Origin of the sequence: Vreelandella subglaciescola (genome assembly GCF_900142895.1) — a bacterium.
Taxonomy (GTDB): domain Bacteria; phylum Pseudomonadota; class Gammaproteobacteria; order Pseudomonadales; family Halomonadaceae; genus Vreelandella; species Vreelandella subglaciescola.
Window position 1 is genome coordinate 971,072 of record NZ_LT670847.1, and the last position, 24,438, is coordinate 995,509.

General features: G+C 59.2%; 27 protein-coding genes, 1 tRNA gene and 1 pseudogene. 13 read left to right on the forward strand and 16 right to left on the reverse strand.

The window, feature by feature from the left end; translation table 11 throughout:
* Positions 1–48: 48 nt before the first annotated feature.
* The 13 genes from B5495_RS04500 to B5495_RS04560 all read right to left on the reverse strand — a co-directional run bounded on the left by B5495_RS04500 (position 49) and on the right by B5495_RS04560 (position 14,457).
* On the reverse strand, positions 49–945 hold the full coding sequence (locus tag B5495_RS04500; protein ID WP_079551680.1) for an ABC transporter ATP-binding protein: 897 nt from the start codon (positions 943–945) through the stop codon (positions 49–51).
* Positions 946–986: 41 nt separating this feature from the next.
* Complete coding sequence (locus tag B5495_RS04505; protein WP_079551682.1) at positions 987–1,796, reverse strand: ABC transporter permease; 810 nt, start codon at positions 1,794–1,796, stop codon at positions 987–989.
* A gap of 8 nt (positions 1,797–1,804) precedes the next feature.
* Positions 1,805–3,583: a polysaccharide biosynthesis/export family protein gene (locus tag B5495_RS04510; protein WP_231897228.1), complete on the reverse strand. Its 1,779-nt coding sequence runs from the start codon at positions 3,581–3,583 to the stop codon at positions 1,805–1,807.
* Positions 3,580–4,020, reverse strand: a complete 441-nt coding sequence (locus B5495_RS04515) for a DVU3141 family protein (RefSeq protein ID WP_079551684.1) — start codon at positions 4,018–4,020, stop codon at positions 3,580–3,582. Before B5495_RS04515 ends, B5495_RS04510 begins: the two co-directional genes overlap by 4 nt.
* 246 nt (positions 4,021–4,266) lie before the next feature.
* A complete protein-coding gene (gene glyA / locus B5495_RS04520; RefSeq protein ID WP_079551686.1) occupies positions 4,267–5,535 on the reverse strand; it encodes a serine hydroxymethyltransferase in 1,269 nt (422 codons plus the stop codon).
* 329 nt (positions 5,536–5,864) lie between these two features.
* Positions 5,865–7,607, reverse strand: a complete 1,743-nt coding sequence (locus B5495_RS04525; RefSeq protein ID WP_079551688.1) for an ABC transporter substrate-binding protein — start codon at positions 7,605–7,607, stop codon at positions 5,865–5,867.
* Between the two features lie 57 nt (positions 7,608–7,664).
* On the reverse strand, positions 7,665–7,937 hold the full coding sequence (locus tag B5495_RS04530; protein ID WP_079551690.1) for a DUF2160 domain-containing protein: 273 nt from the start codon (positions 7,935–7,937) through the stop codon (positions 7,665–7,667).
* A 12-nt stretch (positions 7,938–7,949) separates the two neighbouring features.
* Positions 7,950–8,843: a carbohydrate ABC transporter permease gene (locus B5495_RS04535; protein ID WP_079551692.1), complete on the reverse strand. Its 894-nt coding sequence runs from the start codon at positions 8,841–8,843 to the stop codon at positions 7,950–7,952.
* A 1-nt stretch (position 8,844) separates the two neighbouring features.
* Positions 8,845–9,723, reverse strand: a complete 879-nt coding sequence (locus B5495_RS04540) for a carbohydrate ABC transporter permease (RefSeq protein ID WP_079551694.1) — start codon at positions 9,721–9,723, stop codon at positions 8,845–8,847.
* Positions 9,716–10,816: an ABC transporter ATP-binding protein gene (locus tag B5495_RS04545; RefSeq protein WP_079551696.1), complete on the reverse strand. Its 1,101-nt coding sequence runs from the start codon at positions 10,814–10,816 to the stop codon at positions 9,716–9,718. The genes B5495_RS04540 and B5495_RS04545 overlap by 8 nt, the downstream gene beginning before the upstream one ends.
* A gap of 1 nt (position 10,817) precedes the next feature.
* Positions 10,818–11,906, reverse strand: coding sequence for an ABC transporter ATP-binding protein (locus tag B5495_RS04550; protein ID WP_079551698.1), 1,089 nt, complete (start codon positions 11,904–11,906; stop codon positions 10,818–10,820).
* A 287-nt stretch (positions 11,907–12,193) separates the two neighbouring features.
* The gene (gene glpK / locus B5495_RS04555) at positions 12,194–13,678 is read right to left on the reverse strand and encodes a glycerol kinase GlpK (protein WP_079551700.1); all 1,485 of its coding nucleotides are present in this window, start codon (positions 13,676–13,678) and stop codon (positions 12,194–12,196) included.
* Between the two features lie 179 nt (positions 13,679–13,857).
* On the reverse strand, positions 13,858–14,457 hold the full coding sequence (locus B5495_RS04560; RefSeq protein WP_079551702.1) for a LysE/ArgO family amino acid transporter: 600 nt from the start codon (positions 14,455–14,457) through the stop codon (positions 13,858–13,860).
* Between the two features lie 98 nt (positions 14,458–14,555).
* Between B5495_RS04560 and B5495_RS04565 the strand changes: the two genes are divergently transcribed.
* The gene (locus tag B5495_RS04565; protein ID WP_079554906.1) at positions 14,556–15,503 is read left to right on the forward strand and encodes a LysR family transcriptional regulator ArgP; all 948 of its coding nucleotides are present in this window, start codon (positions 14,556–14,558) and stop codon (positions 15,501–15,503) included.
* Positions 15,504–15,592: 89 nt separating this feature from the next.
* On the opposite strand, the gene B5495_RS04570 is transcribed toward B5495_RS04565, so the two are convergent.
* On the reverse strand, positions 15,593–16,408 hold the full coding sequence (locus tag B5495_RS04570) for an RNA-guided endonuclease InsQ/TnpB family protein (protein ID WP_331712897.1): 816 nt from the start codon (positions 16,406–16,408) through the stop codon (positions 15,593–15,595).
* Here B5495_RS04570 and tnpA point away from each other — a divergent pair.
* Positions 16,392–16,709 (forward strand): annotated as a pseudogene (gene tnpA, locus B5495_RS04575) (IS200/IS605 family transposase); the annotation flags it as partial. The gene B5495_RS04570 and the pseudogene tnpA overlap by 17 nt on opposite strands.
* A 146-nt stretch (positions 16,710–16,855) precedes the next feature.
* Here tnpA and B5495_RS04580 read toward each other — a convergent pair.
* Positions 16,856–18,274, reverse strand: a complete 1,419-nt coding sequence (locus B5495_RS04580; protein ID WP_079550240.1) for an IS1380 family transposase — start codon at positions 18,272–18,274, stop codon at positions 16,856–16,858.
* Between the two features lie 68 nt (positions 18,275–18,342).
* Between B5495_RS04580 and B5495_RS04585 the strand changes: the two genes are divergently transcribed.
* The 11 genes from B5495_RS04585 (at position 18,343) to B5495_RS04625 (ending at position 24,172) form a co-directional block, all read left to right on the forward strand.
* Positions 18,343–18,861 carry a hypothetical protein gene (locus tag B5495_RS04585; RefSeq protein WP_079551704.1) on the forward strand — a complete coding sequence of 173 codons (519 nt, stop codon included), beginning with the start codon at positions 18,343–18,345 and terminating at the stop codon, positions 18,859–18,861.
* Between the two features lie 60 nt (positions 18,862–18,921).
* Positions 18,922–19,116, forward strand: coding sequence for a helix-turn-helix transcriptional regulator (locus B5495_RS15110; RefSeq protein ID WP_079551706.1), 195 nt, complete (start codon positions 18,922–18,924; stop codon positions 19,114–19,116).
* Positions 19,113–19,382: a hypothetical protein gene (locus B5495_RS04595; protein ID WP_079551707.1), complete on the forward strand. Its 270-nt coding sequence runs from the start codon at positions 19,113–19,115 to the stop codon at positions 19,380–19,382. The genes B5495_RS15110 and B5495_RS04595 overlap by 4 nt, the downstream gene beginning before the upstream one ends.
* Positions 19,375–21,750 (forward strand): bifunctional DNA primase/polymerase, encoded by a 2,376-nt coding sequence (locus B5495_RS04600; protein ID WP_079551709.1) that lies wholly within the window; start codon positions 19,375–19,377, stop codon positions 21,748–21,750. The genes B5495_RS04595 and B5495_RS04600 overlap by 8 nt, the downstream gene beginning before the upstream one ends.
* A 444-nt stretch (positions 21,751–22,194) precedes the next feature.
* Positions 22,195–22,392, forward strand: coding sequence for a hypothetical protein (locus B5495_RS04605; protein WP_079551712.1), 198 nt, complete (start codon positions 22,195–22,197; stop codon positions 22,390–22,392).
* Positions 22,382–22,774, forward strand: a complete 393-nt coding sequence (locus tag B5495_RS04610) for a DUF5681 domain-containing protein (protein WP_079551714.1) — start codon at positions 22,382–22,384, stop codon at positions 22,772–22,774. The genes B5495_RS04605 and B5495_RS04610 overlap by 11 nt, the downstream gene beginning before the upstream one ends.
* Positions 22,771–22,986, forward strand: a complete 216-nt coding sequence (locus tag B5495_RS04615; RefSeq protein ID WP_079551716.1) for a hypothetical protein — start codon at positions 22,771–22,773, stop codon at positions 22,984–22,986. The genes B5495_RS04610 and B5495_RS04615 overlap by 4 nt, the downstream gene beginning before the upstream one ends.
* Positions 22,973–23,143, forward strand: a complete 171-nt coding sequence (locus tag B5495_RS14580; RefSeq protein ID WP_154045217.1) for a hypothetical protein — start codon at positions 22,973–22,975, stop codon at positions 23,141–23,143. The genes B5495_RS04615 and B5495_RS14580 overlap by 14 nt, the downstream gene beginning before the upstream one ends.
* On the forward strand, positions 23,140–23,280 hold the full coding sequence (locus B5495_RS14585; RefSeq protein ID WP_154045218.1) for a hypothetical protein: 141 nt from the start codon (positions 23,140–23,142) through the stop codon (positions 23,278–23,280). The genes B5495_RS14580 and B5495_RS14585 overlap by 4 nt, the downstream gene beginning before the upstream one ends.
* Positions 23,277–23,642 (forward strand): hypothetical protein, encoded by a 366-nt coding sequence (locus B5495_RS04620; RefSeq protein WP_079551718.1) that lies wholly within the window; start codon positions 23,277–23,279, stop codon positions 23,640–23,642. Before B5495_RS14585 ends, B5495_RS04620 begins: the two co-directional genes overlap by 4 nt.
* The gene (locus B5495_RS04625) at positions 23,642–24,172 is read left to right on the forward strand and encodes a hypothetical protein (protein WP_079551720.1); all 531 of its coding nucleotides are present in this window, start codon (positions 23,642–23,644) and stop codon (positions 24,170–24,172) included. Before B5495_RS04620 ends, B5495_RS04625 begins: the two co-directional genes overlap by 1 nt.
* Positions 24,173–24,339: 167 nt before the next feature.
* On the opposite strand, the gene B5495_RS04630 is transcribed toward B5495_RS04625, so the two are convergent.
* Positions 24,340–24,416, reverse strand: a tRNA-Arg gene (locus B5495_RS04630).
* Between the last annotated feature and the right edge of the window lie 22 nt (positions 24,417–24,438).

Sequence of the window (24,438 nt, forward strand, 5' to 3'; positions counted from 1 at the left end):
TAAGGAAAAAAGTCAGGCGCTATAATAGGCCACGATGACTGCGCCCTTTCACGAAGATGATTCATCGTGTTGCGGCGGTTGCAAGGCCTGAACGTGCTGACGTGCAGTGTGCAGACGCTCGCGGGCAGCACGGAATTTGTCCCCGTATGCTTTACGCTCACGCGGGATAAGTTCATCCTCTTTGGCTTTTTCAAATGCCTTTTGGGCCTTGTCGAACTCGGCCTTGCGGCGGCGCAGCTGCTCCTGTGCCTGTTCCAGCGTTTGGGGTTCAGGCTCGACCTTGATACCGTCGGTTTCTTGATGGTAGGCAGCAATGGCATCGTTCACGTCGTCGTACCAGATCGCCTGGCCGTTTTTCAGATAGAGCCCCGCCTGGCAAAGCTCTTTCAAAATGCCTTCGCTGTGCGACACCATAATCAGGCTGGCCTGGCCTACCTTGTCTTTAAAGGCTTTGGTAGCTTTGGCCTTGAAGGCCCGATCGCCAACCGAGGTCGCCTCGTCAGAAAGGTAGACGTCAAAATCAAACGCCAGCGAAAGCCCGAAGTTAAGCCGCGCGCGCATGCCGCTGGAGTAGGTGCGTATGGGTTCGTCAAAGGCGTCGCCCAGCTCGGCAAATGCCCGCACCTTATCAATAACCGGCTGTACGTTTTGCCGCCCGCCGTGAACTCGCGCTACAAACTTGACGTTCTGCCGCCCGGTCATGCTGCCTTGAAAGCCGCCGGCCAGGCCAATGGGCCAGGAAACGCGGCAGCGGCGGCGGATGTTGCCCCGCTCAGGGCTATCCATGCCGGCAATAAGGCGCAAAAGCGTTGATTTACCCGCGCCGTTGCGCCCCACCAGCCCAACGCTAACGCCGGTGGGTATGCTCAGGTTGATATCGCGCAGCACCCAGTCGCTGCCGTGATGGTTGTGGTAGCGCTTGTAAAGGCCGTTAATTTCAATCATGGCTCATTGGCACCGGGGATAAAGAAAGGAGCTTAACGCTGTTACTGTGCTTTCAGCGCTGCTTTAAAGCGCACGTGCAGCAGCAGACCCAAGGCGATAACGCCCAGCGTGCATAGCCAGAAGTAGGTAGCGCTGGTGCCGTGTACCGTTTGGTAGCCGTCAAAAAACGCGGCGCGCAAGAGCTCCAGACCGTGCACAATGGGGTTATACATCAGGTATTCAAGCAGCCAGTGCGGCAGCTGGTTCAGCGGAAAAATAACCCCTGAGAGAATCAACAGCGGCATGTTGATCATGCGCACCACTTTCCCGACTTCAGGCACCAGGCTGCCTAATACCGAGACACTAAGCCCAAGGCCAAACCCCAAACACCAGAGGGAAAACCACCAGCCAAACGCTTGAACGCCGCTATCGGGAAATAGCTTCATGCCCAGCATTTCTGCCCCGAGAATAAACAGCATAAAAATAAAGGTACGCAGCATGCCTTCCAAAAAGTTACGCACGATGACCGGGTCTACCGGCTGCACCTGGCGGTAGGCAAACAGCGCGCTGTTGGAATCTACCGCGCCCAAGCCGCGCATCATGCCTTCGCGGATCAGGAAAAACCCCATGAGACCGGTGATCATCCACGGAATAAATTCAGCGTTGACGATTAACTTGTCACCACTGATAAACCCGCGAATCGCTACCATAATCAGCGTGAAGGCAAGCGGCTCGACGAGCATCCAGAACCAGCCCATGCGGTCAGTCATGGTGCGCGAAACCGCTTCACGCATGAACATGGCAAACCATACGCTGCGGGTTACCTGCCAGGGCGTGCGGGATGCTGTCCGCTTAGGTGTTGTATCAGTCATAGGGTGCGCTACAGGTCTACGGCAACTTTGGTGGCCACGGCAATTTGATAAAGGATTTGCGTCAGGCTGCTGGCAAGCTGCAGGTTGTGGGTCGGTGCCTTGGGCATCACCAGAATTTCATCGCCCGCGCGCACGTCAGTATCGTCTGCATTCACTACCGCACCGTTTTGGCGCACCAGCAGGATATGATCATCATCCGCACGCTGGGTAAGGCCGCCGGCGCCTTCGATGTAGTCTTCCGCACTCATGTTCGGACGATACACCACGGCCTGAGGTACAACGACTTCCCCACTGATGAGCAGTGAGTCGCTCGTTTCAGGAATGGTAATAACATCGCCATCGCGCAGGCGAATATTGGCAATCGACCCGCCGTGAGCCACCACCAACCGGCCGCTGGGTTCCAGCTCGCGGGCGCGCTGGATAAAGTTCTGGATCAGCTCGGCTTCCTTGGCGCGCACCTGGGCTTCTTCATTGGTGCTTGACGGCGCCCCCAGGTAGGTCGTTTCCAAACGGCGCAGACTTTCCTTCAGCGATTTTGCCTGCTGCCGTTTGACGCTTTCACGCTGTAGCGAAATATTATTGACCGATGTCATGGTCTTGGGCACGGCCACCGAGTCCAGCAGCTCGCCCAAACGTGCATCGCGTGGTAACGCGTAGCGCGATGGACCCAGGTAGCTGCCTTCAAGCTCAACGACGATAGTTTCACTACGCTGATCAGCGCTGAACATTACTTCATCACCGCTTTGTACCGTTTGGCGACTAAAACGCGCAAGCGGGTAATACTCGGCGATTGGGCCGTCACCTCGGCTGCCACGTAGCAGCACGTGAGATACGCCGCTTTCCAGCCGGGCCAGCCGGGCAATTTCTTCGCCGCTCAGCTGGGTACTGGTCAGTTCATAGCGATACGCCTGGTGAACATCTCCGGTGACGGCAATGGCCGGCCCGCGCTCTTCCACCACAATGGTATCGCCGTCTTTAAACTGAATATGCGGGATGTCACCGCTGATGAGAAAATCGTACAGGTCGATGGTTGATACGACTCGCCCACCGCGCTTGACGTGGATTTTGCGGTAGCTGCCAAGCGCCTGGTCAATGCCATTGGCCTGATCCAGAAAGTACAGCAGCGAGTCATTCGGCGTACCGGCATAGCGTCCGGGGTTTTCCACGTAGCCCGTCACGTAAATGGCAACCGGCTGAACGCCTTGCAGATTGGTATATACCTCGACCTGCTCCGGATAAATCGAGGTGATCGCCTGGCGTACGCTGGCGTCTACCTGCTGGCTGGTTTGCCCTTCGATGTCGAGCGGCCCGTAACCGGGAATAAAAATGTTGCCCTGTACGTCTACCGGCAGCGCCTTATCCAGAGTAATGGCGCCCCAGGCTCTTACGTTTACCTGATCACCCGGCTTAACACGATAGCCAGGATTGAGGCCATCGCCCATTGCCCCACGAAACCCTCCGGTAAACAGGTTAGCGCCAAACGGCTGCAGGCTTTCGATCAGTTCGTCCTGTTTCTGTTGCGAGACAGGGCCGTAAGTGCCGCTGCGCCAATCGGTACGTGAACTCGCTGCGTCCGTTTCGGACTGTTCGCCAGTCTCGCCACTGTTGCGGTTTGATTCTTGCGGCACAATGCTGTCGGGCAGGCTCAGTGTTTGCGCACTCGCGGTGGGAGATAACAGCGCACAGCCTACGGCAAGGCTTGCTAGCCATGCGGCTTTTTTACACGCGGTTTTGAGCGATACCACCACGCTATCAGGCGTCGTGACGGCGGGCATATATGGTGTCATTGGCTAACGCCTTTTGCTGTTTGGGTCACCAGGCGCTGCTCTACCCAGCCGTTGGGCCCGCGGCATACCAGCGCCTGACGGGTTTGCTGCGACGCCGTAACAATGCGCAGCTTACGGCACTCTCGCCCGCTGGCGGCAAAGTAGCGTGCCTCAGCCACCACTTCCACATTATTGCCCCAGGGGCTGGTGGCGGCCGTCACGGCGCTATTACCCGGCGTTTGATCGAGAAAGCCGTTAAGCGTGACGTTCTGGATCGGTTGCGCGTTATCGCCGCTTAAGACATAGCCTTGCTCGCTCGCCGGTGAGTTAAACGGCGCTTGGGCACAGCCAGCGAGCAGCACGGCAGCGGCCAGCGCGCACGCCGGCTTCTTCAACGTGGCTAACAAGCCCGGCGCGGCATGGGCCGCGGGCAATAATAAACGCTGAGGTATCAACATGCGGGTTTCCTTAAAAAAGACACGCTACCGCCCGGGGATTACACTGGACGCATTCCCTTGCCCTATCGATATAGCGATGTTTAGCGTAGACGGCACGCTTCCTTGTCCTGAAAACGCAGGCAGTAGTTTAGAGAATTAAGCCATCAAGTACTACGCCCACGTCAGCCTTGCCACATTTGGGGGCTATATGACGCAGGGAAGCCGGCTACGCGCTGCGGCGTAGCCGGTGAAAGGAGGGGCGTGTAATCAGTCGGTATAAACGGGGAACAGCGCGCAGAGTTTGGCAACTTCTGCTTTTACGCTGGTTTCAATCGCGGTGGTGTCATCGCCGTTGGTTAGCACGTCGAGGACATCGCAAATCCAGCCGGCCAGGCGGCGGCATTCGTCTTCGCTGAAGCCGCGGGTGGTGACGGCAGGCGTGCCGATGCGCAGGCCGGAGGTGACGAACGGGCTTTGCGGGTCGTTGGGCACGGCGTTTTTGTTGACGGTGATGTTGGCGCGACCCAGGGCAGCATCGGCATCTTTACCGGTCACGCCCTGCTTGATCAGCGAGAGCAAAAACAGGTGGTCTTCGGTGCCGCCGGAGACAATGTCAAAGCCGCGCTCGACGAACACTTCCGCCATGGTCTGGGCATTTTTGACCACCTGCTGCTGATACACCTTGAACTCGGGCGCCATGGCTTCTTTGAAGCAGATGGCCTTGGCCGCGATGACGTGCATCAAGGGCCCGCCCTGCCCGCCGGGGAAAACGGCCGACTGGAGCTTTTTCTCCATGGCTTCGTCGTTTTCGGCGGAGAGAATCACGCCACCACGGGGGCCGCGCAGGGTTTTGTGCGTGGTTGAGGTGACCACGTGGGCATGGGGCATCGGGTTGTCATAAATGCCCGCGGCCACCAGCCCGGCCACGTGGGCCATATCGACCAAAAAGTAAGCGCCGACTTCATCGGCGATCTGGCGGAAGCGCGCCCAGTCAACGATATGCGAATAGGCCGAGAAACCGGCAATAATCAGCTTGGGCTTATGCTCACGGGCAAGCTCGGCCACCTGATCGTAATCGATCAGTCCTTTATCATCGAGGCCGTACTGGATGGCATTGTAGTGCTTGCCGGAGAAGCTCGGGCGGGCGCCATGGGTGAGGTGGCCGCCGGCGTCGAGGCTCATGCCGAGAATGGTATCGCCGGGCTTGATCAGCGCCTGAAATACCGCGCCGTTGGCCTGGGAGCCGGAGTGCGGCTGGACGTTGGCGTAGGTGGCGCCAAACAGCTCTTTGGCGTAGTCGATCGCCAGGCTTTCGGCGATGTCGACAAACTCGCAGCCGCCGTAGTAACGCTTGCCGGGGTAGCCTTCGGCGTACTTGTTGGTCAGCTGAGTGCCCTGGGCTTCAAGCACGCGGGGGCTGGCGTAGTTTTCGGAAGCGATCAGCTCAATGTGATCTTCCTGACGCTGCTCTTCTTGCTGAATGGCGTCATAAAGGACGTCATCGAATCCGGCAATGGTCATGCTGCGGCTAAACATCGGCGATAAACCTCGTAGTAAAAGGTCAAGAATGAAGGGCAAACAGAGACAAATCCAGCCGCCATCATAACGCAGCCCATGGCGGGTTTCATCGCATGTTTCTCCGCCTGCGGATGAACGGTTTTCATGCGCAAAACATCGCGCCCTCAGCAACGGTAGTGGCCAGAAACACTTGACCACTACATTCTGGCCCTTTTTCAAAGCAAAAGGCTCCACTCGGTATGCACCGAGTGGAGCCTGGTTTTGTTCAGGCAACCCGTTACACGATCTTTAAGTGCCCCGGGAACGCCCGGGGCAACGGCGAGCGGGTCAGATGCCCCGCCCATACATCATTCGCGAGAACCGGCGGCCATCCACGCCTCCATCATGTCGTCGTAAGGCACCGTCGTGCCCTGCGGCATCTCGTTATCCAGCTTCGGCTTCGGCGACCCCGGCTGGTCGAGCCAGTACTGCGGATCACGCGCTTCGTTCAGGTTGGGGGCATAGGTATCGAAGACCTTGGCTCGCGCCAGGCGCTCCATGATGCCGTCAAGATCCCCGGCCAGGTTGTCGAGCGCTTCCTTGGGCGATATATCGCCGCTGACGGCCGGCGCCAGGTTCTGCCACCACAGCGGTGCCATGCGCGGGTAGTCCGGCACGTTGGTGGAGGACGGCGTCCAGTTGGACTCATTCGGGCTGCGATAGAATTCCACCAGACCACCCAGCTTGGGCGCCATCTCGGTCATCTGCTCGGAGAAGACGTCAGACTCGCGAATCGGCGTGAGGCCTTCCATGAGCTTCTCCAGGGAAACCGTCTTGGAGACGGTAAACTGGGCAAACAGCCAAGCGGCCGTACGACGATCCTCTGGCGTCGAATCGAAGAAGGTCCAGCCCCCAACGTCCTGATAACCGACCTTCATGCCTTCTTCCCAGTAAGGCCCCGTCGGTGACGGCGCCATGCGCCACTTGGGGTTGCCCTCTTCATCGGTGACCGGGAGTTCAGGGTCGGTCATGTCCGCCGTGAAGGCGGTGTACCAGAACATCTGCTGAGCGACATTCCCCTGGGCCGGCACCGGCCCGGCTTCGCCAAAGGTCATGCCGCTGGCTTCGGGCGGGGCATACTTGTCGAGCCAATCAACCATCTTGGTGACGGCGAATACCGCGGCCGGCGAGTTGGTGGCCCCGCCGCGAGACACGCTGGCCCCGACCGGTTGGCTCTGTTCGTTGACGCGAATCCCCCAGTCGTCCACCGGGTTGCCAAACGGCACGCCGGGGCTGCCCATGCCCGCCATGGAGAGCCAGGAGTCGTGAAAACGCCACCCCAGCGATGGGTCACGACGCCCATAATCCATGTGGCCATAGATCTTGGTGCCATCGATCTCGCCGACATTCTCGGTGAAGAACTCGGCGATGTCTTCGTAAGCAGTCCAGTTGGTCGGCACACCCAGATCGTAGCCATAAATCTCGCGGAACTGCTTCTGCAGATCCTCGCGCTGGAACCAGTCGTAGCGGAACCAGTAGAGGTTGGCGAACTGCTGAGTGGGCAACTGATAGACACTGCCATCCGGACCGGTGCCATACTGCAAGCCGATAAAGTCATCAAGAGCCAAGGTCGGCAAGGTATAGTCGGCCCACTCGTTCTCCATGGCATTGGAGATATTGACGGTGGTGCCGTAACGGATGTGTGTCCCGATGGAGTCGGTATCATTGACGTAGCCATCGTAAATATTGCGACCCGACTGCATCTGGGTCTGCATGTTGTTGACGACATCACCCTCACCAATGATGTTGTGCGTCAACTCGATACCCGTCAGCTCGGTGAACGCCTCGGCCAGCACGTCCCGCTCATAGATGTGCGTGGTCAGGCCCTCGGCGACGGTGTTGATCTCCATGCCTCGAAAGGGCTCGGCCGCCTTGGCGAACCACATCATTTCCTCGATCTGTTCCTCGCGGGAAAGCGTCGAGTCCTGGAAATGTTCATCAACCAGGCGCTCGGCGACGGCGCGAGCATCGTGACTGTCGGCATGCAGGGCACCGCTTGCCAGCATCACTCCGGCAGCCAGTAGAGAGAGTCTTATTGTTCTCGTTTTCATGTTGACCTCATTGGTTGTTGTCGTCCGTTCCTGGACATTCGGCTCCATGCGTTTCTGTCAGCCCCAGCGCATCAGGATCAGTAGCCAGAGCACCGATGCGCCCAGTGCCAGCCAGATGCTGAGCGGGGTGAACCCCACCACCGCCAGGTGAATATAGGCGGCTGAGAGCAGTCCGATGAAGAAGCGGTCACCACGAGTGGTCGAAATCGGCAAGAAGCCCTTGCGCTCAATCGTCGGCGAGATGACTTCCCAGGCCGTCATACCGGTCAGCATGGCCGCTATGGCGGAGAAGAAGATCGTAGTGGGCGTGGTCCAGACCATCCATTCCATAGCGCGTCCTCCTCAGGTCCGGCCCAGGGCAAAGCCCTTGGCAATGTGGTTACGAACGAAATAGACCACCACGATACCTGGCAGAATCGTCAACGTGCCCGCAGCGGCCAGGACCCCCCAGTCGACCCCCGAGGCCCCTTTGGTCTGCGTCATTACCGAGGCGATGGGCTGGGCACTGGTCGAAGTCAACGTACTGGCCAGCAGCAGCTCGACCCAGGAGAACATGAACAGGAAGAACAGGGTCACACCGATCCCCGAGCTGATCATGGGAATGAAGATCTTCACGAAGAATCGCGGAAAGTTATAGCCATCGATGAAGGCGGTCTCATCGATTTCCTTGGGGACGCCGCTCATGAAGCCCTCGAGAATCCACACGGCCAGCGGAATATTGAACAGACAGTGGGCCAACGCGACCGCTACATGCGTATCGAACAGCCCGACAGTGTAATAAAGCTGGAAATACGGCAGCAGGAATACGGCCGGCGGCGCCATCAGGTTGGTCAGCAGCCAGAAAAACAGATGCTTGTCCCCGATGAACTGATAGCGGCTGAAGGCATAGGCAGCCGGCAGCGCCACCACGATGCTGATCAGCATGTTCATCAGCACGTAAGTAATAGAGTTCACATAGCCCATGTACCAGCTGGGCTCGGTGAGGATCTTGGCGTAGTGCTCGGTGGTGACGTTCTCGGGCCATAGCGTCAGTCCACCGAGAATCTCGGTGTTGGACTGAAACGACATGTTGAGCAACCAGTAGATCGGCAACAGCACGAACACGATATAGGCTGCCATCAGCCCACGACGGCGCCACTTCCGAGAGGCTGGGCGGGCCTGGCGACGCCGCCGATTATCGGCGGCCGCGGCGCGCTGGCGTACGGCATCGGGAGTCGTGGGCGATGAATGACTCATGTCATGCCTCCTTGTTGTCGTCTTTCTGCATGTTCATGATCGCGGTGTAGAACACCCAGGTGACCAGCAGGATGATCAGGAAATAGATCAGCGAGAACGCCGCCGAGGGCCCCAGATCCTGCTGACCGATGGCCATGGTCGTCAGCGACTGGCTGAGGAAAGTCGTGGAGCTGCCGGGGCCGCCCCCCGTGAGTACGAAGGGCTCGGCATAGATCATGAAAGAGTGCATGAAGCGCAGCAGCACACCGATCACCAGCACATTGGTAAGCTTGGGCAGCTGTATGTAACGGAAGACAGCCCACTTCGAGGCACGATCGATACGCGCGGCTTGATAGTAGGCATCGGGAATCGAGCGCAGGCCGCTGTAGCAGAGCAATGCGATCAGCGGCGTCCAGTGCCAGACATCCATCAGAATGATGGTCGCCCAGGCATCCACCGGACTCGCCGTGATGTTGTAACCATAGCCGAGCTGGCGAAGGCTCCAGCCCATCAGGCCGATATCCCCCCGGGTAAAGATCTGCCAGATGCTGCCCACCACGTTCCAGGGAATCAGTAGCGGCATGGTAACGAGGATCAGCACGGCCGAGGCCTGCCAGCCCTTCTTGGGCATGATCAGGGCAATACCGATCCCCAGTGGCACCTCGATGGCCAGCACCGTTATCGAGAAGGCGAACTGACGCAACACGGCCGCCTGGAGGGCCGGGTCGTTGAGCATCTCCTTGAACCATTCGGTGCCGGTGAAAAAACGCGTATTGGCATTAAAGACGTCCTGGACCGAGTAATTCACCACGGTCATCAGCGGGATGACGGCCGAGAAAGCCACCAGCAGTAACATGGGCAGGATCAGCCACCATGCCCGGTTGTTATAGACCTTATTCATGGTCGATCTCCACGCGGTATTCGTCGACGTAAAGGCCGAGTCGCTCATCGGGAAAGCGCAGCCATGCTTTCCCGCTGGGCGTCGCCTGGTCTTCCCCGATACGGGCCTTGAGCGCCATGCTGCCCAGCGTCAAATAGACAATCGAGTAGGTGCCCAGATCCTGGGCGTGCTCGACCCTGGCCTCCATGCCAGACTCGACCGGCTCGGCATGCACCTCGATGAATTCGGGACGGATTCCCAGCTTGATATGGGCGGAACGCGCCTGAGCGACGGCATCATGAACGTGCTTCCCGACCCTCAGCTCGGTGTTACCGGCCATCACCTGCCCGTCACGGGCCATGACCTCCAGGAAATTCATGCCCGGGCTGCCGATAAAGTAGCCCACAAAGGTGTGGTTGGGCCTCTCAAAGAGCTCTCTGGGTGTGCCGAATTGCACCACCTGCCCCTCGTACATCACGGCAATCTTGTCGGCGAAGGTGGAGGCCTCAAGCTGATCATGGGTCACGTAGACCATGGTGATCTCGAAGCGCTGGTGGATCTCCTTGAGCTTGCGACGCAGCTTCCCCTTGAGCTGAGGGTCGATAACCGTAAGCGGCTCATCGAAGAGGATCGCCGAGACATCCTCGCGCACCAGCCCCCTGCCCATGGAGACCTTCTGCTTCTCGTCGGCGGTGAGGTTCTTGGCCTTGCGCTTGAGTTGGTCGGTGAGCTCCAGCACGTCGGCGACTTCCATGACGCGCTCATGGACCCGGGCCTCGGGGGTCTTCACGTTACGCAGCGGAAAGGCCAAGTTGTCGTAGACGGTCATGGTGTCGTAGATGACGGGGAACTGGAACACCTGGGCAATGTTGCGGGCCTCGGGGGGCAGGTCATTGACGACCTCGCCGTCGAAGAGCACCTCGCCACTGGAGGGCTCCAGCAGGCCGGAGATGATGTTGAGCAGGGTCGACTTGCCGCAGCCGGATGGCCCGAGCAGCGCATAGGCCCCGCCCTGGTGCCAGACGTGATCCATCTCGCGAATGGCATAGTCCTCCGGCGCAGTCGGGTTCGACAGGTAGGTGTGGGCCAGCGACTTCAGGGTGATTTCGGCCATGTCACACGCCTCCTAGATGCGTCGGGATATGCACCACCGCACCCTGGCGATCGAAGGCATAGACCTTGTGGGTCGGGAAATACAGTGTCACAGGGGCATCGACCGGGAACTCGTGGACCCCCTCGAGGTGTACCGTCATATGGAAGAGGTCGTTGTGCACATGAAGGAAGGTCTCGGAGCCGCTGATCTCCGCCAGATCGACGGTCATCTTCACCTCGACGTCATCCTTGTCGCGGGGCGTGAGCGAGATGTGCGATGCGCGCACGCCAAAGCGATACTCCCCCGGCGTCAGAGTGCGCAAGTCGTCGTTGATGGGGAAATGCAGCGTCTTGTCGAAGGTTACCTCGGCCCCGGAGATGGTCCCCTCGACGATGTTGATGGGGGGCTCGGAAAACATCTCCGCGGTCAGGATATCGCGCGGACGATGGTAGACGTCTTCCGTCCGGCCATACTGCAGCAGGCGCCCTTCATTAAGAACAGCGGTGTTGCCACCCAACGCCAGGGCCTCAGCGGGTTCTGTGGTGGCATAGACGGCGATGCAGTTGCGTTCGCTGAACACTGAACGCAACTCGTCGCGGAATTCCTCGCGCAGCTTATAGTCGAGGTTGACCAGTGGCTCGTCGAAGAGCACGACATCGGCATCCTTAACCAACGCGCGCCCCATGGCGGTCCGCTGCTGCTGACCGCCGGACAGCTCGAGAGGCAGACGATCAAGCAGATGCTCGATATGCAACATCTCGGCGACATCCCGCACCCGGCGGTCGATCTCGGCGCGCTCGACCTTGGCCAGCTGGAGGGGCGACGCGATGTTGTCGTAGACGGAGAGGGCCGGATAGTTGATGAACTGCTGGTAGACCATGGACACATTGCGCTTGCGCACAGAGCGCCCGGTCACGTCCTCCCCATCCATCAGGATGCGCCCCCGAGTCGGCGCATCGAGTCCCGCCATCAAGCGCATCAGGGTAGTCTTGCCGGCCAGCGTCCGCCCCAGCAGGACGTTGAAGGAACCCGGCTGCAGCTCCAGGCTCACGCCCGAGATGTGAGTGGCGCCACCGACCACGTGGTCGATGTTATCTAGGATCAAGGACATACAGATCTCGACAGTTCGTTGTTATGTTATGAGTTCTGAGACTGTTCAACACAACCTAGTCGAGATTCGCTTTCAAACACAAATATCTTCAACCGAAAACACTATCGATTTGACTGACGAGTCCGTTATTTTCAAGTTATATCACTGTTTCAAAATGGTATTTTGGATATATCAAACTTTTGTCCAAGAGCAATAGATCGGAGGGTGGCCGAAAGACTGGCATGCATACTGCGCTGCATAATGATCGAAAACGAACATTATATGCTTACAGCACGAACAGCAGCCGGCTATTGAGTACGCACCCGCTCGACGGCCTCTTTCCAGCCATCGTATAGCCGCGCGCGTTCTGCCTCGGCCATCTGCGGCGAAAAGCGCCGCTCGCACTGCCAAAGCCCGGCAATCTCGTCGAGGTCGCGATACCAGCCCAGGCGCAGCCCGGCGAGATAAGCGGCCCCTAGCGCCGTGGTCTCCAGTACCGTCGGCCGATCCACCGAGACGCCGAGCATATCGGCGAGAAATTGCATGACCCAATTGTTGGCTACCATGCCGCCATCGACCCTCAGGATGCCAGGCGATGCCGCCATATCGTCATCCATACACTCCTGCAGGTCTCGCGTCTGATAGCAGACGGCCTGGAGACCGGCGGCGACGATCTCGGCAATCCCGGTGTCCCGAGTCAGGCCAAGAATGGCGCCTCGCGCCTTGGGATCCCAGTGCGGTGCCCCGAGACCGGTAAACGCCGGCACCAGATAGACGCTGTGACCACTGCGCGTCTGGCATGCCAGGGCCTCCGTCTCGGCGGCATCGGCAAACAGTTGCAGGCCATCGCGCAGCCACTGCACAGTGGCTCCCGCCACGAAAATACTGCCCTCTATGGCGTAGGTGGGCGTGCCATTAAGCCGATAGGCCACCGTAGTCAGCAGGCGATTACGCGAGATCTCGGGGCTCTCACCGGTGTTGACGATCATGAAGCAGCCGGTGCCATAGGTGCTCTTGCCCATGCCCGGCGAGAAACAGGCCTGACCGACCAGGGCAGCCTGCTGGTCACCCGCCACGCCGGCGATGGGCAGTTCATGCCCCAGCCACTGGCGTTCTACTATACCGAAGTCGTCACTGGAATCCTGGACTGTCGGCAACAAGCTCGCCGGAATATCGAACAGATCCAGCAGCACTTCGTCCCAGCACTGCTCATGGATATTGAACAGGGCCGTACGCGAGGCGTTGGTCGCATCGGTGGCATGCACTCGGCCACCGGTCAGGCGCCAGATCAGGAAGGTATCAACGGTGCCGAAGGCCAGCTCGCCCCGTTCGGCCCGAGCCCGGGCACCAGGCACCTCATCGAGCAGCCAGGCCAGCTTGGTAGCCGAAAAGTAGGGGTCGATCAGCAGTCCCGTCCGCGCCTGAACATCATCGAGATGACCCGCCCGGCGCAACTCGTGGCAGGCCTCATCGGTGCGACGATCCTGCCAGACGATAGCGTTATACAGCGGCTTACCCGTGTACCGATCCCACACCAGGGTCGTCTCGCGCTGATTGGTGATACCGACCCCGGCGATCGCCTGGGAGGCCACCCCAGCCTCGGCCAACACCTCGCGGCAGGTGGTGAGAACGCTCTCCCAGATATCCTCCGGGTCATGCTCGATCCAGCCATCATGAGGAAAGTGCTGGGGAAACTCACGCTGCGCCATGGCGATGCGGCATCCCTGCCGATCGAAGAGGATGGCGCGGGAGCTGGTAGTGCCCTGGTCAATGGCCAAGAGATATGAAGCCATGGCAAGCATCCTGTTGTTGTAGTGGCCTGCGGATTTCGCTTTTAAACGCTAATGTTCGTTTGTGATCATTCAGACTACTCCAGCTGCCTACCTCGCTCAAATACCTCATGCCGCAGCCACTACGACGTTGGATCAAGAACCAGTTAATAACCCCCGCGCCACTGAATCGCTCGGACGCTTCAGCCGAGGGCCAGATTCAGGGCAATCACTGCCAACATCAGCGCAATTACGCCATCGATCAGCCGCCAGGCACGAGGCGTCGATAACCAGGGAGACAACAGGGCGCCACACCAGGCCAGTAGCCCGAACCATAGCATCGAGGCACTGCCCGCGCCCGCCACAAAGGCCACCTCACTCTCCTGCTGGGCTCCCACCGATGGAATCAGCAACAGGGTATCCAGATAGACCTGGGGGTTCAGTACCGTCACCGCCAGAGTGGTCAGGATAATGCCCAGAACACTCCGCTTTTCGGCCTCTGCCCGCTCCAGCCCCTGGCGTCCCATAATCGCTCGATAAAGGCCCTGGGCTGCCAGCCAGGCCAGAAACACCACGCCCAGCCAACGCATTATCGCCATGGCTTCCGGCATCGCCAGCAGCACGGCGCTGACGCCGAACATGCCAACGGTGATCAGCAACAGGTCGGTACTCATGCAAAGTCCGGCTGACCACCAATGGTGCTCACGACGCACGGCCAGACCAAGCACATAGGCATTCTGTGCGCCAATGGCAATAATGATGCCACCACTCACCAGCAGGCCTGTAAGATAACTTTCCCACATCGATATCATCCTTTATTGATCATTCAGCATGAATGACAGAATAGCGATACATCGTTATGATAAAAAATCATCTTTCTTATCCTGTATTAAATTTTCTTATGCTTGATTACAAATTGCTCAGCGCTCTGGCAACGGTCATCGAATGTGGTGGCTTTGAACGTGCCGGCGAGGCGCTCGGCCTCTCCCAGTCTGCGGTGTCACAGCGGATCAAGACTCTGGAAATTCGGCTGGGTCAGCCCGTGCTGGTGCGCCACCCGCAACTGACCGCCACACCAGCCGGACAACGCCTGCTGAATCATTATCAGCGAGTTTGCCTGCTTGAACGCGAGCTGGGCCAGACGTTACCCACGCTGGAGGCGGCCTCACCCCGCCTGCGAATCGCCCTGAACGCCGACAGCCTGGTGACATGGTGGGCCTCGGCCGTCAGTGCTTTCTGTCGACGCGAGAACGTTCTGATGGATCTGGTGATCGAAGATCAGGATGTGGGGCTCAAGCGCCTGCGAGATGGCGATGTGGCTGCCTGCCTGTGTGCCAGTGACCAGCCAATAGCCGGCGCTCGATGCGTATCACTGGGCACGATGACCTATCATCCCATGGCCACTCCCGACTATGTCGCCGATTATTTTCCCGATGGCCCCGGCGAGAAAGCCTTTCGTCAGGCACCGGCCATCGTTTATGGACCCAATGATCAGCTACAGCATCGTTTTCTGTCCCAGTTTGGCTACCACGGGCCCTTTCCGTATCATCTCTGTCCGGAATCGGAAGGCTTTGTACGTCTGGCCAGCGCCGGCATGGGGTACGGCATGATACCGATAATACAGGTACAAGAAGCCGTCGAACGAGGCGAGTTGATCAGCCTGGCACCGGGCCATGCGCTATCTGTGCCCCTCTACTGGCACTTTTGGCGCCACAGCGGGGATCTCATGGAGCGCCTGACTCAGGAACTTGCCGCCACCTCATTAGACGCTGACGGTGGCTTGCGAGGCCATGACGATAGGAAAAATCATCCTGAAAAAGGCTCTGCCGCCGCACTTGGCTATTCGTGACTGCTCCCCGCCCTAAGCGCTGACGCGCCACGGACGGGGCTTCCCACTTCAACGGCTGCTACCGACAACGTGCCGGCTTTACGCGAGCCTCAATGGGCAGAGACGGACAGCCCTTCCGCCTTTAACTGGATCAGGCCCTGACACTTGATGTTCAGGGCCGCGTTGATATCCCGATCATTTGAGGATGCACAATGAGGACAATCCCACGATCGAACATTCAGCGGCATTGAGGCCATCTTGTGCTGGCAGGCATGGCAGGTTTTGGAGCTGGGAAACCATTGATCTATTTTGACCAGGTGCTTGCCCTGTTCCTTCGCTTTGTACGCCAGCTTGGTGATCAAAGCATGCCACGACGCATCGCCAATATGCCTGGCGAGTTTGCCGTTCTGCATCATGTTTTTAACTTTCAGTGTCTCGACGATCACCGCTTGGTTGTCGTCAACGATCTGTCGAGAAAGTTTGTGCTGGAAGTCGTTGCGGGCATTGGCCACCCGCTCGTGAGCTTTGGCAACCAATAGGCGGGCTTTAGCCCGTTTGGCACTGCCTTTTGTCTTGCGCGATAGTGACTGCTGTTTACGCTTGAGGTTCTTCTGCGCCTGCTTGATAAAGCGCGGATTCGCTGTTTTCGTGCCATTGGAATCAATGGCCAGGTGCGAGAGCCCCATGTCGAGGCCGACAACATTAGCGGCCTCAATATCCATTAACGGTGCCGGTTCGGCTTGTTCCGTTTCAAACAGCAACGAGGCGTAGTGTTTGCCGGTGACAGTGCGAGACAGCGTGATGCTTTTCAGCTTACCGGCTATCGGACGGTGGATACGGGCTTTTATCGCCTTGAGCTTGGGCACCTTGATCCAGCTATCACCGGCCTTGACGCCGACACAGTGATAGCTGGACTGCCGTATTATTGAGTTCGATGGCGAGGAAGACCACGTTCATGTTCTTGTCGAGTATCCGCCAAAGCTAGCGATTAGCGTGTTGGTCAATAATTTGAAATCTACGTCATCCCGACGTATTCGATTATTAAATGGCCACATTCCGCGATTGAGTAAAAGTGCCGCACTGTGGTCGCGGTCGTATTTTGCGTGTAGCGCAGGAGGAGCGACGATCGAGACGCTTAAACCCGCCTTATTCATCAGGACGCCGAACGAGCGTTTTACGTCCCGTGGTGACCGGGACCGACCGGCTTTTATGTCATACGGTCGCTGAGTAGCCGATTAGCACATAGCTTTATCGTATCAATGCCGTGATATTTATAACTGAAGTTCATTGGTTTCGAGTGACGGCGCAGCCGTGGTCGTCGGCCTCCATAGTGGCCGTTTTGTCTGCTGGAAAAGGCTGAGTAATGCGACGTGTCAGGTCAATGCCGTCAGCCGCGGCAACCCTTTCAGTAAAGATGGCCACCATTTATCGGCGGCATCGCCGAGGTGCACGGTGATGCGCCGGGCGTGCACTGTCAGCGTGGCGGCCACCTTAAGCACCTGCTCGCGCATCCGCTTCAGGCTCCAGCCCTGCCGGGTCTGTCGTTCCAACAGGCAACGCAGCCCGTGTAGCACCTGATAAGCGCAGAGAGTCAGCAGCAGGTTTACCTCGTTGCGGGCCATGACGTCCTGGACGGTGGAGACACCGCGATCAGTCGAGGAGAGATGCAGGTCGAGCGCCGACTTCACCTCGCCCATGTGGGCTTCGGCGCTGCCGCGCTTGCGATAAAGCGCCAGGACCTTTTCCGGCGGCCAGTTGAACTTGCCGAGGTTGGTGACCAAAAAGAAGGCATGCAGCAGCAGATCATCGGGCCGCTCTTGTACCACCAGCACCACGCGCCGCGGCGCCGGCCAGGTACCGGCTTGGTACGCCAGGTCATGGCACCATTCCCGAGGTTGCTCGGGGGGCCGGCCGCGTGGCCGCTTCAGATGTGGCGCTGCCAGTGTCTGCAGGCCCGTATGACTGCGCAACCGGCCCAGATACTCGATGTCGCGATCTTCCAGCGCCTCAAGCGTGTCGTTGTCGGTGAAACCCGCGTCGATGCGTACCTTGACCTTGGCCCCGGTGCTCTCGTTGAGTCGCCGCACCAGATGTGGGATCCAGGTATCGGCATTCTCGGCTGGGCCGGCGTTACCTTCACGCAGCAGACCGCCCACCATGTCGCCGGTCTCTGCCAGCGAGGCCACCAAAGGCGAGTAGATTCTGGCCCCGTAAAGTCCATGAAACGCCGAACCGCCCTGGTGGCCGTGGACGTCGATCGGCAAGCCGTCGATGTCCAGCGTCAGATGCTCGGGGCGTTCGCCGCCGTCCAGCGAGGTCAGTCGCCAGACCGCCAGCCGCAGCAGGCCCTCATGCACGGTATCGATATTGTCGTCGCGGCCCAGGCACGTCAGCAGCCGCGACAGCGTCGCTTGAGATGGCCGGTCCTGAGCCAACGGCGTTGTCCCGCGGGCATCACTGCAGGCTAGCTGCCAGAGCGGGTCACGGCGGAGCGTGTCGGTATCGCTGAGGTCGATCCAGCCCATCGAACGCTGCAGCACCAGGGTACGCAGCTGGCTGGCTAACGAGTGGCGGACGCGATCCGGGTCGCGATGATCGACCAGATGGTCGTCCAGCGCATCGATCATGCCGCTGTTGTCGAGGGCTTCACGCAACAGCAAAGCACCGCTGTCGCTGGTGGTGCGATGGCCGCTGAGCTCGACGCGGATGGACCCGTTGCATGACGGGGTCCAGGGGGATAGGCTTTCACCCATGGCGAGTGGTCCTCTTGAGTCAAGTTCGGTTAGGAACATATTGATTCTACAAGAGAAACTGCTCGCCATCTTCTTTTCTGTCTCAGCCCGGTGAATAAGGCGGGGTGATGGATAGTGCAGTACTGGATAACGTCAGGGACAACGCCTTAACACAAGCCGCGATGAAGGCCACCGGCCTGACGCTTGAGGAGCTGGCGGCAAACGTAAAGATAGAGCCGGGCGAACCTATGTTTCCCGAAACATGGCCGCTTTCCTTCCCGGCTGGGCTTTTCCCGGATGCGTGCCTGCTAGCTGTGCATCCGCTAGCCGTCATGCTGTGGCTTTATTCCAACAACGCAGAGCACCACCCCGACTGCCAAGCCGCCGCCGGTCGTTACCTAGTCAAGCATGAGTATGCACTTGCGTACTCCGATGGGGTTGCCGTTCAAAAAGGACGCAGCACCGGCGGGGAAAACGCAGGCGTTGAGCGCAGGGAGGCAGCGCAGCAAAAGCACAGCGAAATAATCGAGCGTTGGCACAGCTTGGGCAGCAGGCCAGAACGCAACCGCGCCGCCATAATTGCGGAGCGGCTGGGCTATACGTCAAAGCATGTTAGAGAGGTATTGAGAAAAGCGAACCTGCGCTAAGCGCCCCCACCGCCCCCTACCAGAACCTTAGCAGCGTCCTACAACTGCCGAGGTTTACCGATGACTATCCAAGCAACATTCCTTAAAGACGTAGAAGCCTGCGAGCGTTACGGCGTGGCCCGTTCGACCTGGTGGCGCTGGCTGGCTGAAGGCGTGATACCTGCACCCGTGAAGATTGGCCCCCGCGCTACCCGTTGGCGCTTGGCTGACCTTGAGCGTTGGGAGCAAGCCCGCGCTGGGGAGGTGGCCCCATGAGCCCGCGCCTAACCCGCCTTGCTGCCGTTCTGGCGGCTGGCCCTATTACCCGTGAGCAAGCCGACGTTATCGCGCCAGCGAGCAATGGCCCGCACTACATCGGGGAGCTACGTCGCAAGCTGGGCATAGAATTAGAGTGTGACCGCGTGCCGTTCGTGACTAAAGACAACACCCCGTCATGGTATGGCCGCTACACCCCGACCCTTAAGGAGCGCGCCAAGCTGAGGGCGTTCGTGATTGAGCAAGGGGGCAGCCTTGATGACTAGCGCACAAAAAAACCCCGTCGTGGCAGCAACCACTGGCGAGGCTCAAGGTATTAATTCACCCCAGCAGGATAGCACCCCAGCCGCTGCCAAGCGACTGATAGAGGCGTTCCCGTGCTGCAACATCAAGCCCGGCAGCAAGCGGCCCAGCGGTAACGCATGGCAAGAAAACCCTATCACCCCTGAGCAGTGGGCAGGTGCTGGCGTTGGCGTCGTGTGCGGCCCCGTTGAGGGCTTCACGACGGCTGTGCATGGGCTGGATGCTGACATACCGCACCCCGAGGCCGCCGCCGCCTTCAAAGCGTGGCTAGACCAATACTTAGCCGAGCTCGGGGGTATGCCGCTGGAGCGCGTCGGCAAGGCACCCAAGTTCCTGGTACCGTTCCGCTTCGACGATGGCGAGCCGCTGGCAAAAGGCGAGTTCACCAGCAAGGCGCTATGGAAGGACGGGATCAAGGGCGACAACGCCGACAAGGTACAGCTTGAGGTGCTAGGCGCTGGAAACCAGTTCGTGGCGTATGCCACGCATCCCGACACCGGCAAGCCCTACGAATGGAGCGGCGGCCAGATTCACGACATTGAGCCGCACGAGTTGCCCGCCCTGAGTCGCGACAACCTGGCAGCGATAAAAGCCGAGTTCCTGCGCATTATGGCAGAGCACGGGCTGGCAGAGGACACGCTAGCCGTGGCTAAAGCAGCACCGGCCAAGCCCCGAGCCAACGTGAGCGCCAACGATGGCGGCATTATCGAAAAGGTGGTCGAGGCGTACCGCATTGGCGATATCCTGAGCGGCGCCGGATACACCAAAACCGGCACGCGCTGGCGTTGTCCGGATAGCTCAAGCGGCATTCCCGGCGTCGTGCTGCTGACCGGAGACGATGGTAAGGAGCGCGTTTATAGCCACCACGGCAGCGACGCGCTGGCGAACGGCTACGCGAATGACGTGTTCGATGTGGTAGTGGCGCTGGAGTACGGCGGTGCCTTTAGCCAGGCAGTGCGTGCCGAGGCTAACAAGCTAGACCCCGAAGGCCAAAGGCAACGCCAGCAGGAATACATGGCCGCCAATGGCGCAGAAAGAAAAAAGCTGGAGCGTGACGCCGCCAGCGCTGATGCCAAGGCAGGCCGCAAGGCAGCCGACGATGCCGAGCAAGAGGCCGCTACAAGCGACGACTTGCCACCGTTCCCCGACGACTTGATAGCCCTACCGCACGGCCTTGGCGAGCTGCAAAACTACGTTTACGGCACGATGATTTACCCAAGCCCGGCGGCTGCCGGCTTCACCGCGTTGGCTATCTATACGTCGCTGGCACAGTCGCACCTGACCATCAACAGCATGGGCGGGTTGGGCTTCAATGAGCAGTACATGATGCTTGGCGGCACTGGTAGCGGCAAGGAAGGCACCCGCAAGCCGTTCCGGTACATCCACGAACGGCTAAAGCGCCAGGTGTTTAACGCGGGCGCGTTGCCGCAAATCCTGCGCTCGGCACCATCCAGCAAGCAAGGGCTACACAAGCACCTGGAGGATGACAACTCGCTAGTGATGCTGAGCGATGAGTTTGGCGAATGGCTTTGCACCACCGAGAGCGGCTCACCCACACAACAAGCGCTTGGCTACCTGATGGAGATATACAGCTCGGCGCTGGAGACAGTTCACCCAGGCGGGGCCGTGATGAACAGATACGCGCCCGTCAAAAACCCCCGCGTCACGCTGTACACGACAAGCACCGCAGAACGGATGATTGAAACGATGACCGCCAGCCAAGCGGATAGCGGCTCATATAACCGTTTCGTTTATCTACCGATGGGCAAAACGCCCTCCGAAAAGCGTTATGAGGGCTTCGAATTTGAACCATGCCAGCGGACGATGGAGCCGCTTGAGTGGCTAGTAGCACAATCGGGCACGGTATACATATCACCCGAGGCAGGGGAACGGTTCAAGGAGCAGGACATGAGCGTAACCGAGCCCATCAAGCACATTGACCCGCCGTTCGGCGGGCGCCTTGGCGAGCAGGCAATCAAGCTAGCCGGGCTTGTGGCGCTGTCTGACAAGCGCACCACGATAAGCGCCGATGATATGGATACCGCCTTTGCGTTGCGTGTGGGGCTGTACAAGCGCACTAGGGCGCTATTTGCTGGCGAGGATGCAATCAGCGACAAGCATATATCTGTGAAGGCTGCCGACCAGATTCGCGGGCGCCTTGAGCAGAAGGCAGTTCTGTACCGCAGCCAATTACCGGCATTTAGCCGCGCTTACCGGCGGCTTTCCGTCGCTGAGCAAAACGCGGTGGTGGTGTCGCTTGTTGAGGATGGCTCAATGATTCAGGCCGAAGGCAGCAAGGCTCGCTTTGAATCACAGCTTTTTGACGGTTAAAGCGGTATGACGCACCGAAGCCCGGCCATTGTGCCGGGTTTTTTGTTTTTAGACGTCTAAAAAACGCCATTTATACAGTGGCGTCTAAATGCTAAAGCCCACAACCACGCGGGTTACAGGCGACATTTAGACATTTAGACGCTTTTAGGGGACACACCCCCTAGCGCCCATATTGGCGAACGCCGTGGCCGGTGTGTGTGTGTCTGTCTAAGTGTCTAAATATATATATAAAATAAACAACAAAGCCCACAACCATGCGGGTTACAGCATTTAGACGCTTAGCGCCTAAATGCGTCTAAAACGCCTAAAATCCCACACACAACCAGCCCGGCTAAGATTCCGCCGCCTACTGCCAACAAACCCAATAATAGCCTTAAACTACTGGAATAAACCACACAATAGCTTTATACTATCTGTAAGCCTGCACCGATAGGAGCCGGAATCATGAGCACAACGAAATCAAAAGGCGGACGCCCGGCAGGCAGCCGTAACGTCAGGCCAAGCAAAGAGGCCATTGCCGGCTACTACAGGCAGCTACAGCACGCCGCCAACCGTGGGGACGCAATGGCCCAAGCCGCGCTGATTCAGATTTATGAGCGGCATTGTTCAGAGCAGGCGGGGAGCAAGACGCATGGCGTTTGAGAAAGGCCGCAGCGGCAACCCGGCAGGCAGGCCCAAGGGCGTTAAAGATCGCCGCACAGAGTGGCGTGAGGCGCTGAACAAACACGGCAACGAGCTGGTGGCCAAGGCCGTCGAGCTTGCCCTGGAGGGAGACGCGCAGGCGCTAAAACTGTGCATTGATAGAGCTATTCCCGCCTATCGCCCGGCAGCCGAGCCGGTGGCCTTCAAGCTGACTGGCGACACCCTGACCCAGAAAGCAGAAAGCGTGCTGGCCGCCGTGGCCGCCGGGACATTGGACCCGCAGACCGGTAAGGCGCTGATGGATAGCATCGCCGGCTTTGCCAAGCTGGCCGAAATTGACGAAATCCGGCAGCGGCTCGACACGCTGGAGGAGCGGCAATGACCAGACGCAACACCACCGCCCGGCTAACGGCACTGGAGGCCCAGAGCCCAGAAAAAAGCGACCCGTGGAACATCCACGCCGGCTGCCAATCGCTTGGCCTTGAGGCACCCGAGCCGTACCCAGGCGAGACAACGCAGGAATGGCTACCACGGGTGCCGTTCGCGTCGCTGGAGGCGCTGGTGGCATGGGGAGATGCTAATGGCCGCCTTTGACACTGGCCGCCGTCTAGCCGCGCTTGAGCGCGAACACACGCCCGACAAGGTGACACGGATCATCATTCAGGGCGCGGGCAAACCCGACGGCCCCGCCGCTACCATGCAGCAACAGCCCGACGGCACGTGGATAAACACCAAGGAGCCAAAGGAATGAAACAGAAAACGCTTCGGGCGTCTGGCTTCCACAAGGCGCGTACTGGTGCCCAGGGCCGTAACGGCGGCCATATGCCCGGCCAGTCCAAAAAGCATTTAGCAAAGCAGCGAAAAGCCCAGGAGGGCAAGCGCACATGATTAAGCAACACAGCCCGAAGCTAGTCAGCACCGTAGCCGGACGCCTAGCGGCCATGCACGGCGATTTAAGCCCGGATAAGCTGCACCAAATCGCAGGCGACGCGATCCGGGAAGCGCTAATTCTAGGCGGCGGCACGGCCACCACAGACAGCGCCCGCACCGATGCCGCCATGCCGGCCCAAGGCTCGCGTAATGACAGCCGCCGCCATGCCGCTGCCGATGATATGGCCCAGCAGTGGAAGCGCCCCAAGGCTGCCACACACAGCGACACCGCGCCGCCTGCGCAAAGCAAGCGCGATGCTGCCACCACCGCCATGACCGAGCAATGGCGAAAGCCCACCGGCAATGCAGGGGGGCGCTAATGAATACAGTAGAGCAGGTTAAGCAAGAGATTACCGACGCCCAAGCCCGCCTTAAATCTGACGAGTCGGCACTGGGCAACGCGCTTGCCACAGGCCGCCCAACGGACGCGCTGGAGAGCCGTTGTGCTGGATTGCGTACCCAACTGCACCAGCTAGACCTGAAGCGTGACGCGGCCCAGCAAATTGCCGACGATAAGCAGGAAAAAGCGGATCTGAAAGAGGCCCGCCGGCTGACCAAGGCCGCCGAACAACACCGCGCCACGATCCTGACCCAAGGCGAAAAGCTGGCCGCCCTGGTGGAACAAATGGAGGCCGTGGCCGCTGAGATAGGCAAGGCTAACGCAATCCGCGACTGGCAGATTCCACTGAGCGAAGCGCACCGGCTAGGGATCGACCGTGACGAAACGAAAGCGGCGCGTTATTCGCTGCCCGACTTTGGTGGCTTGGGGGGCCGGGCGAAAAATGCGGTAGGAATGTACGTTGGCACGCAGGAGACAATGGCACAGCGCGGTACCCAGCACCTGACATAGCCGCACCATGAGCAAAGACGCCCGGCCAAGTGTCGGGCTTTTTTATGGCTGTACACCCACCCAGCCCAGCAGGGTAGCGAGCATTTTCTGTGGGGGCGTGTGTGGGGGCGAAGCGAGAAAAAGCGATTCAATGCCGGCGCTATATAGACGCAAGTCATTGATTTTATTGGTACCCCCATCAGGATTCGAACCTGAGGCCTTCCCCTTAGGAGGGGGACGCTCTATCCAGCTGAGCTATAGGGGCAATATGCGAGGGCTTGAAAAAG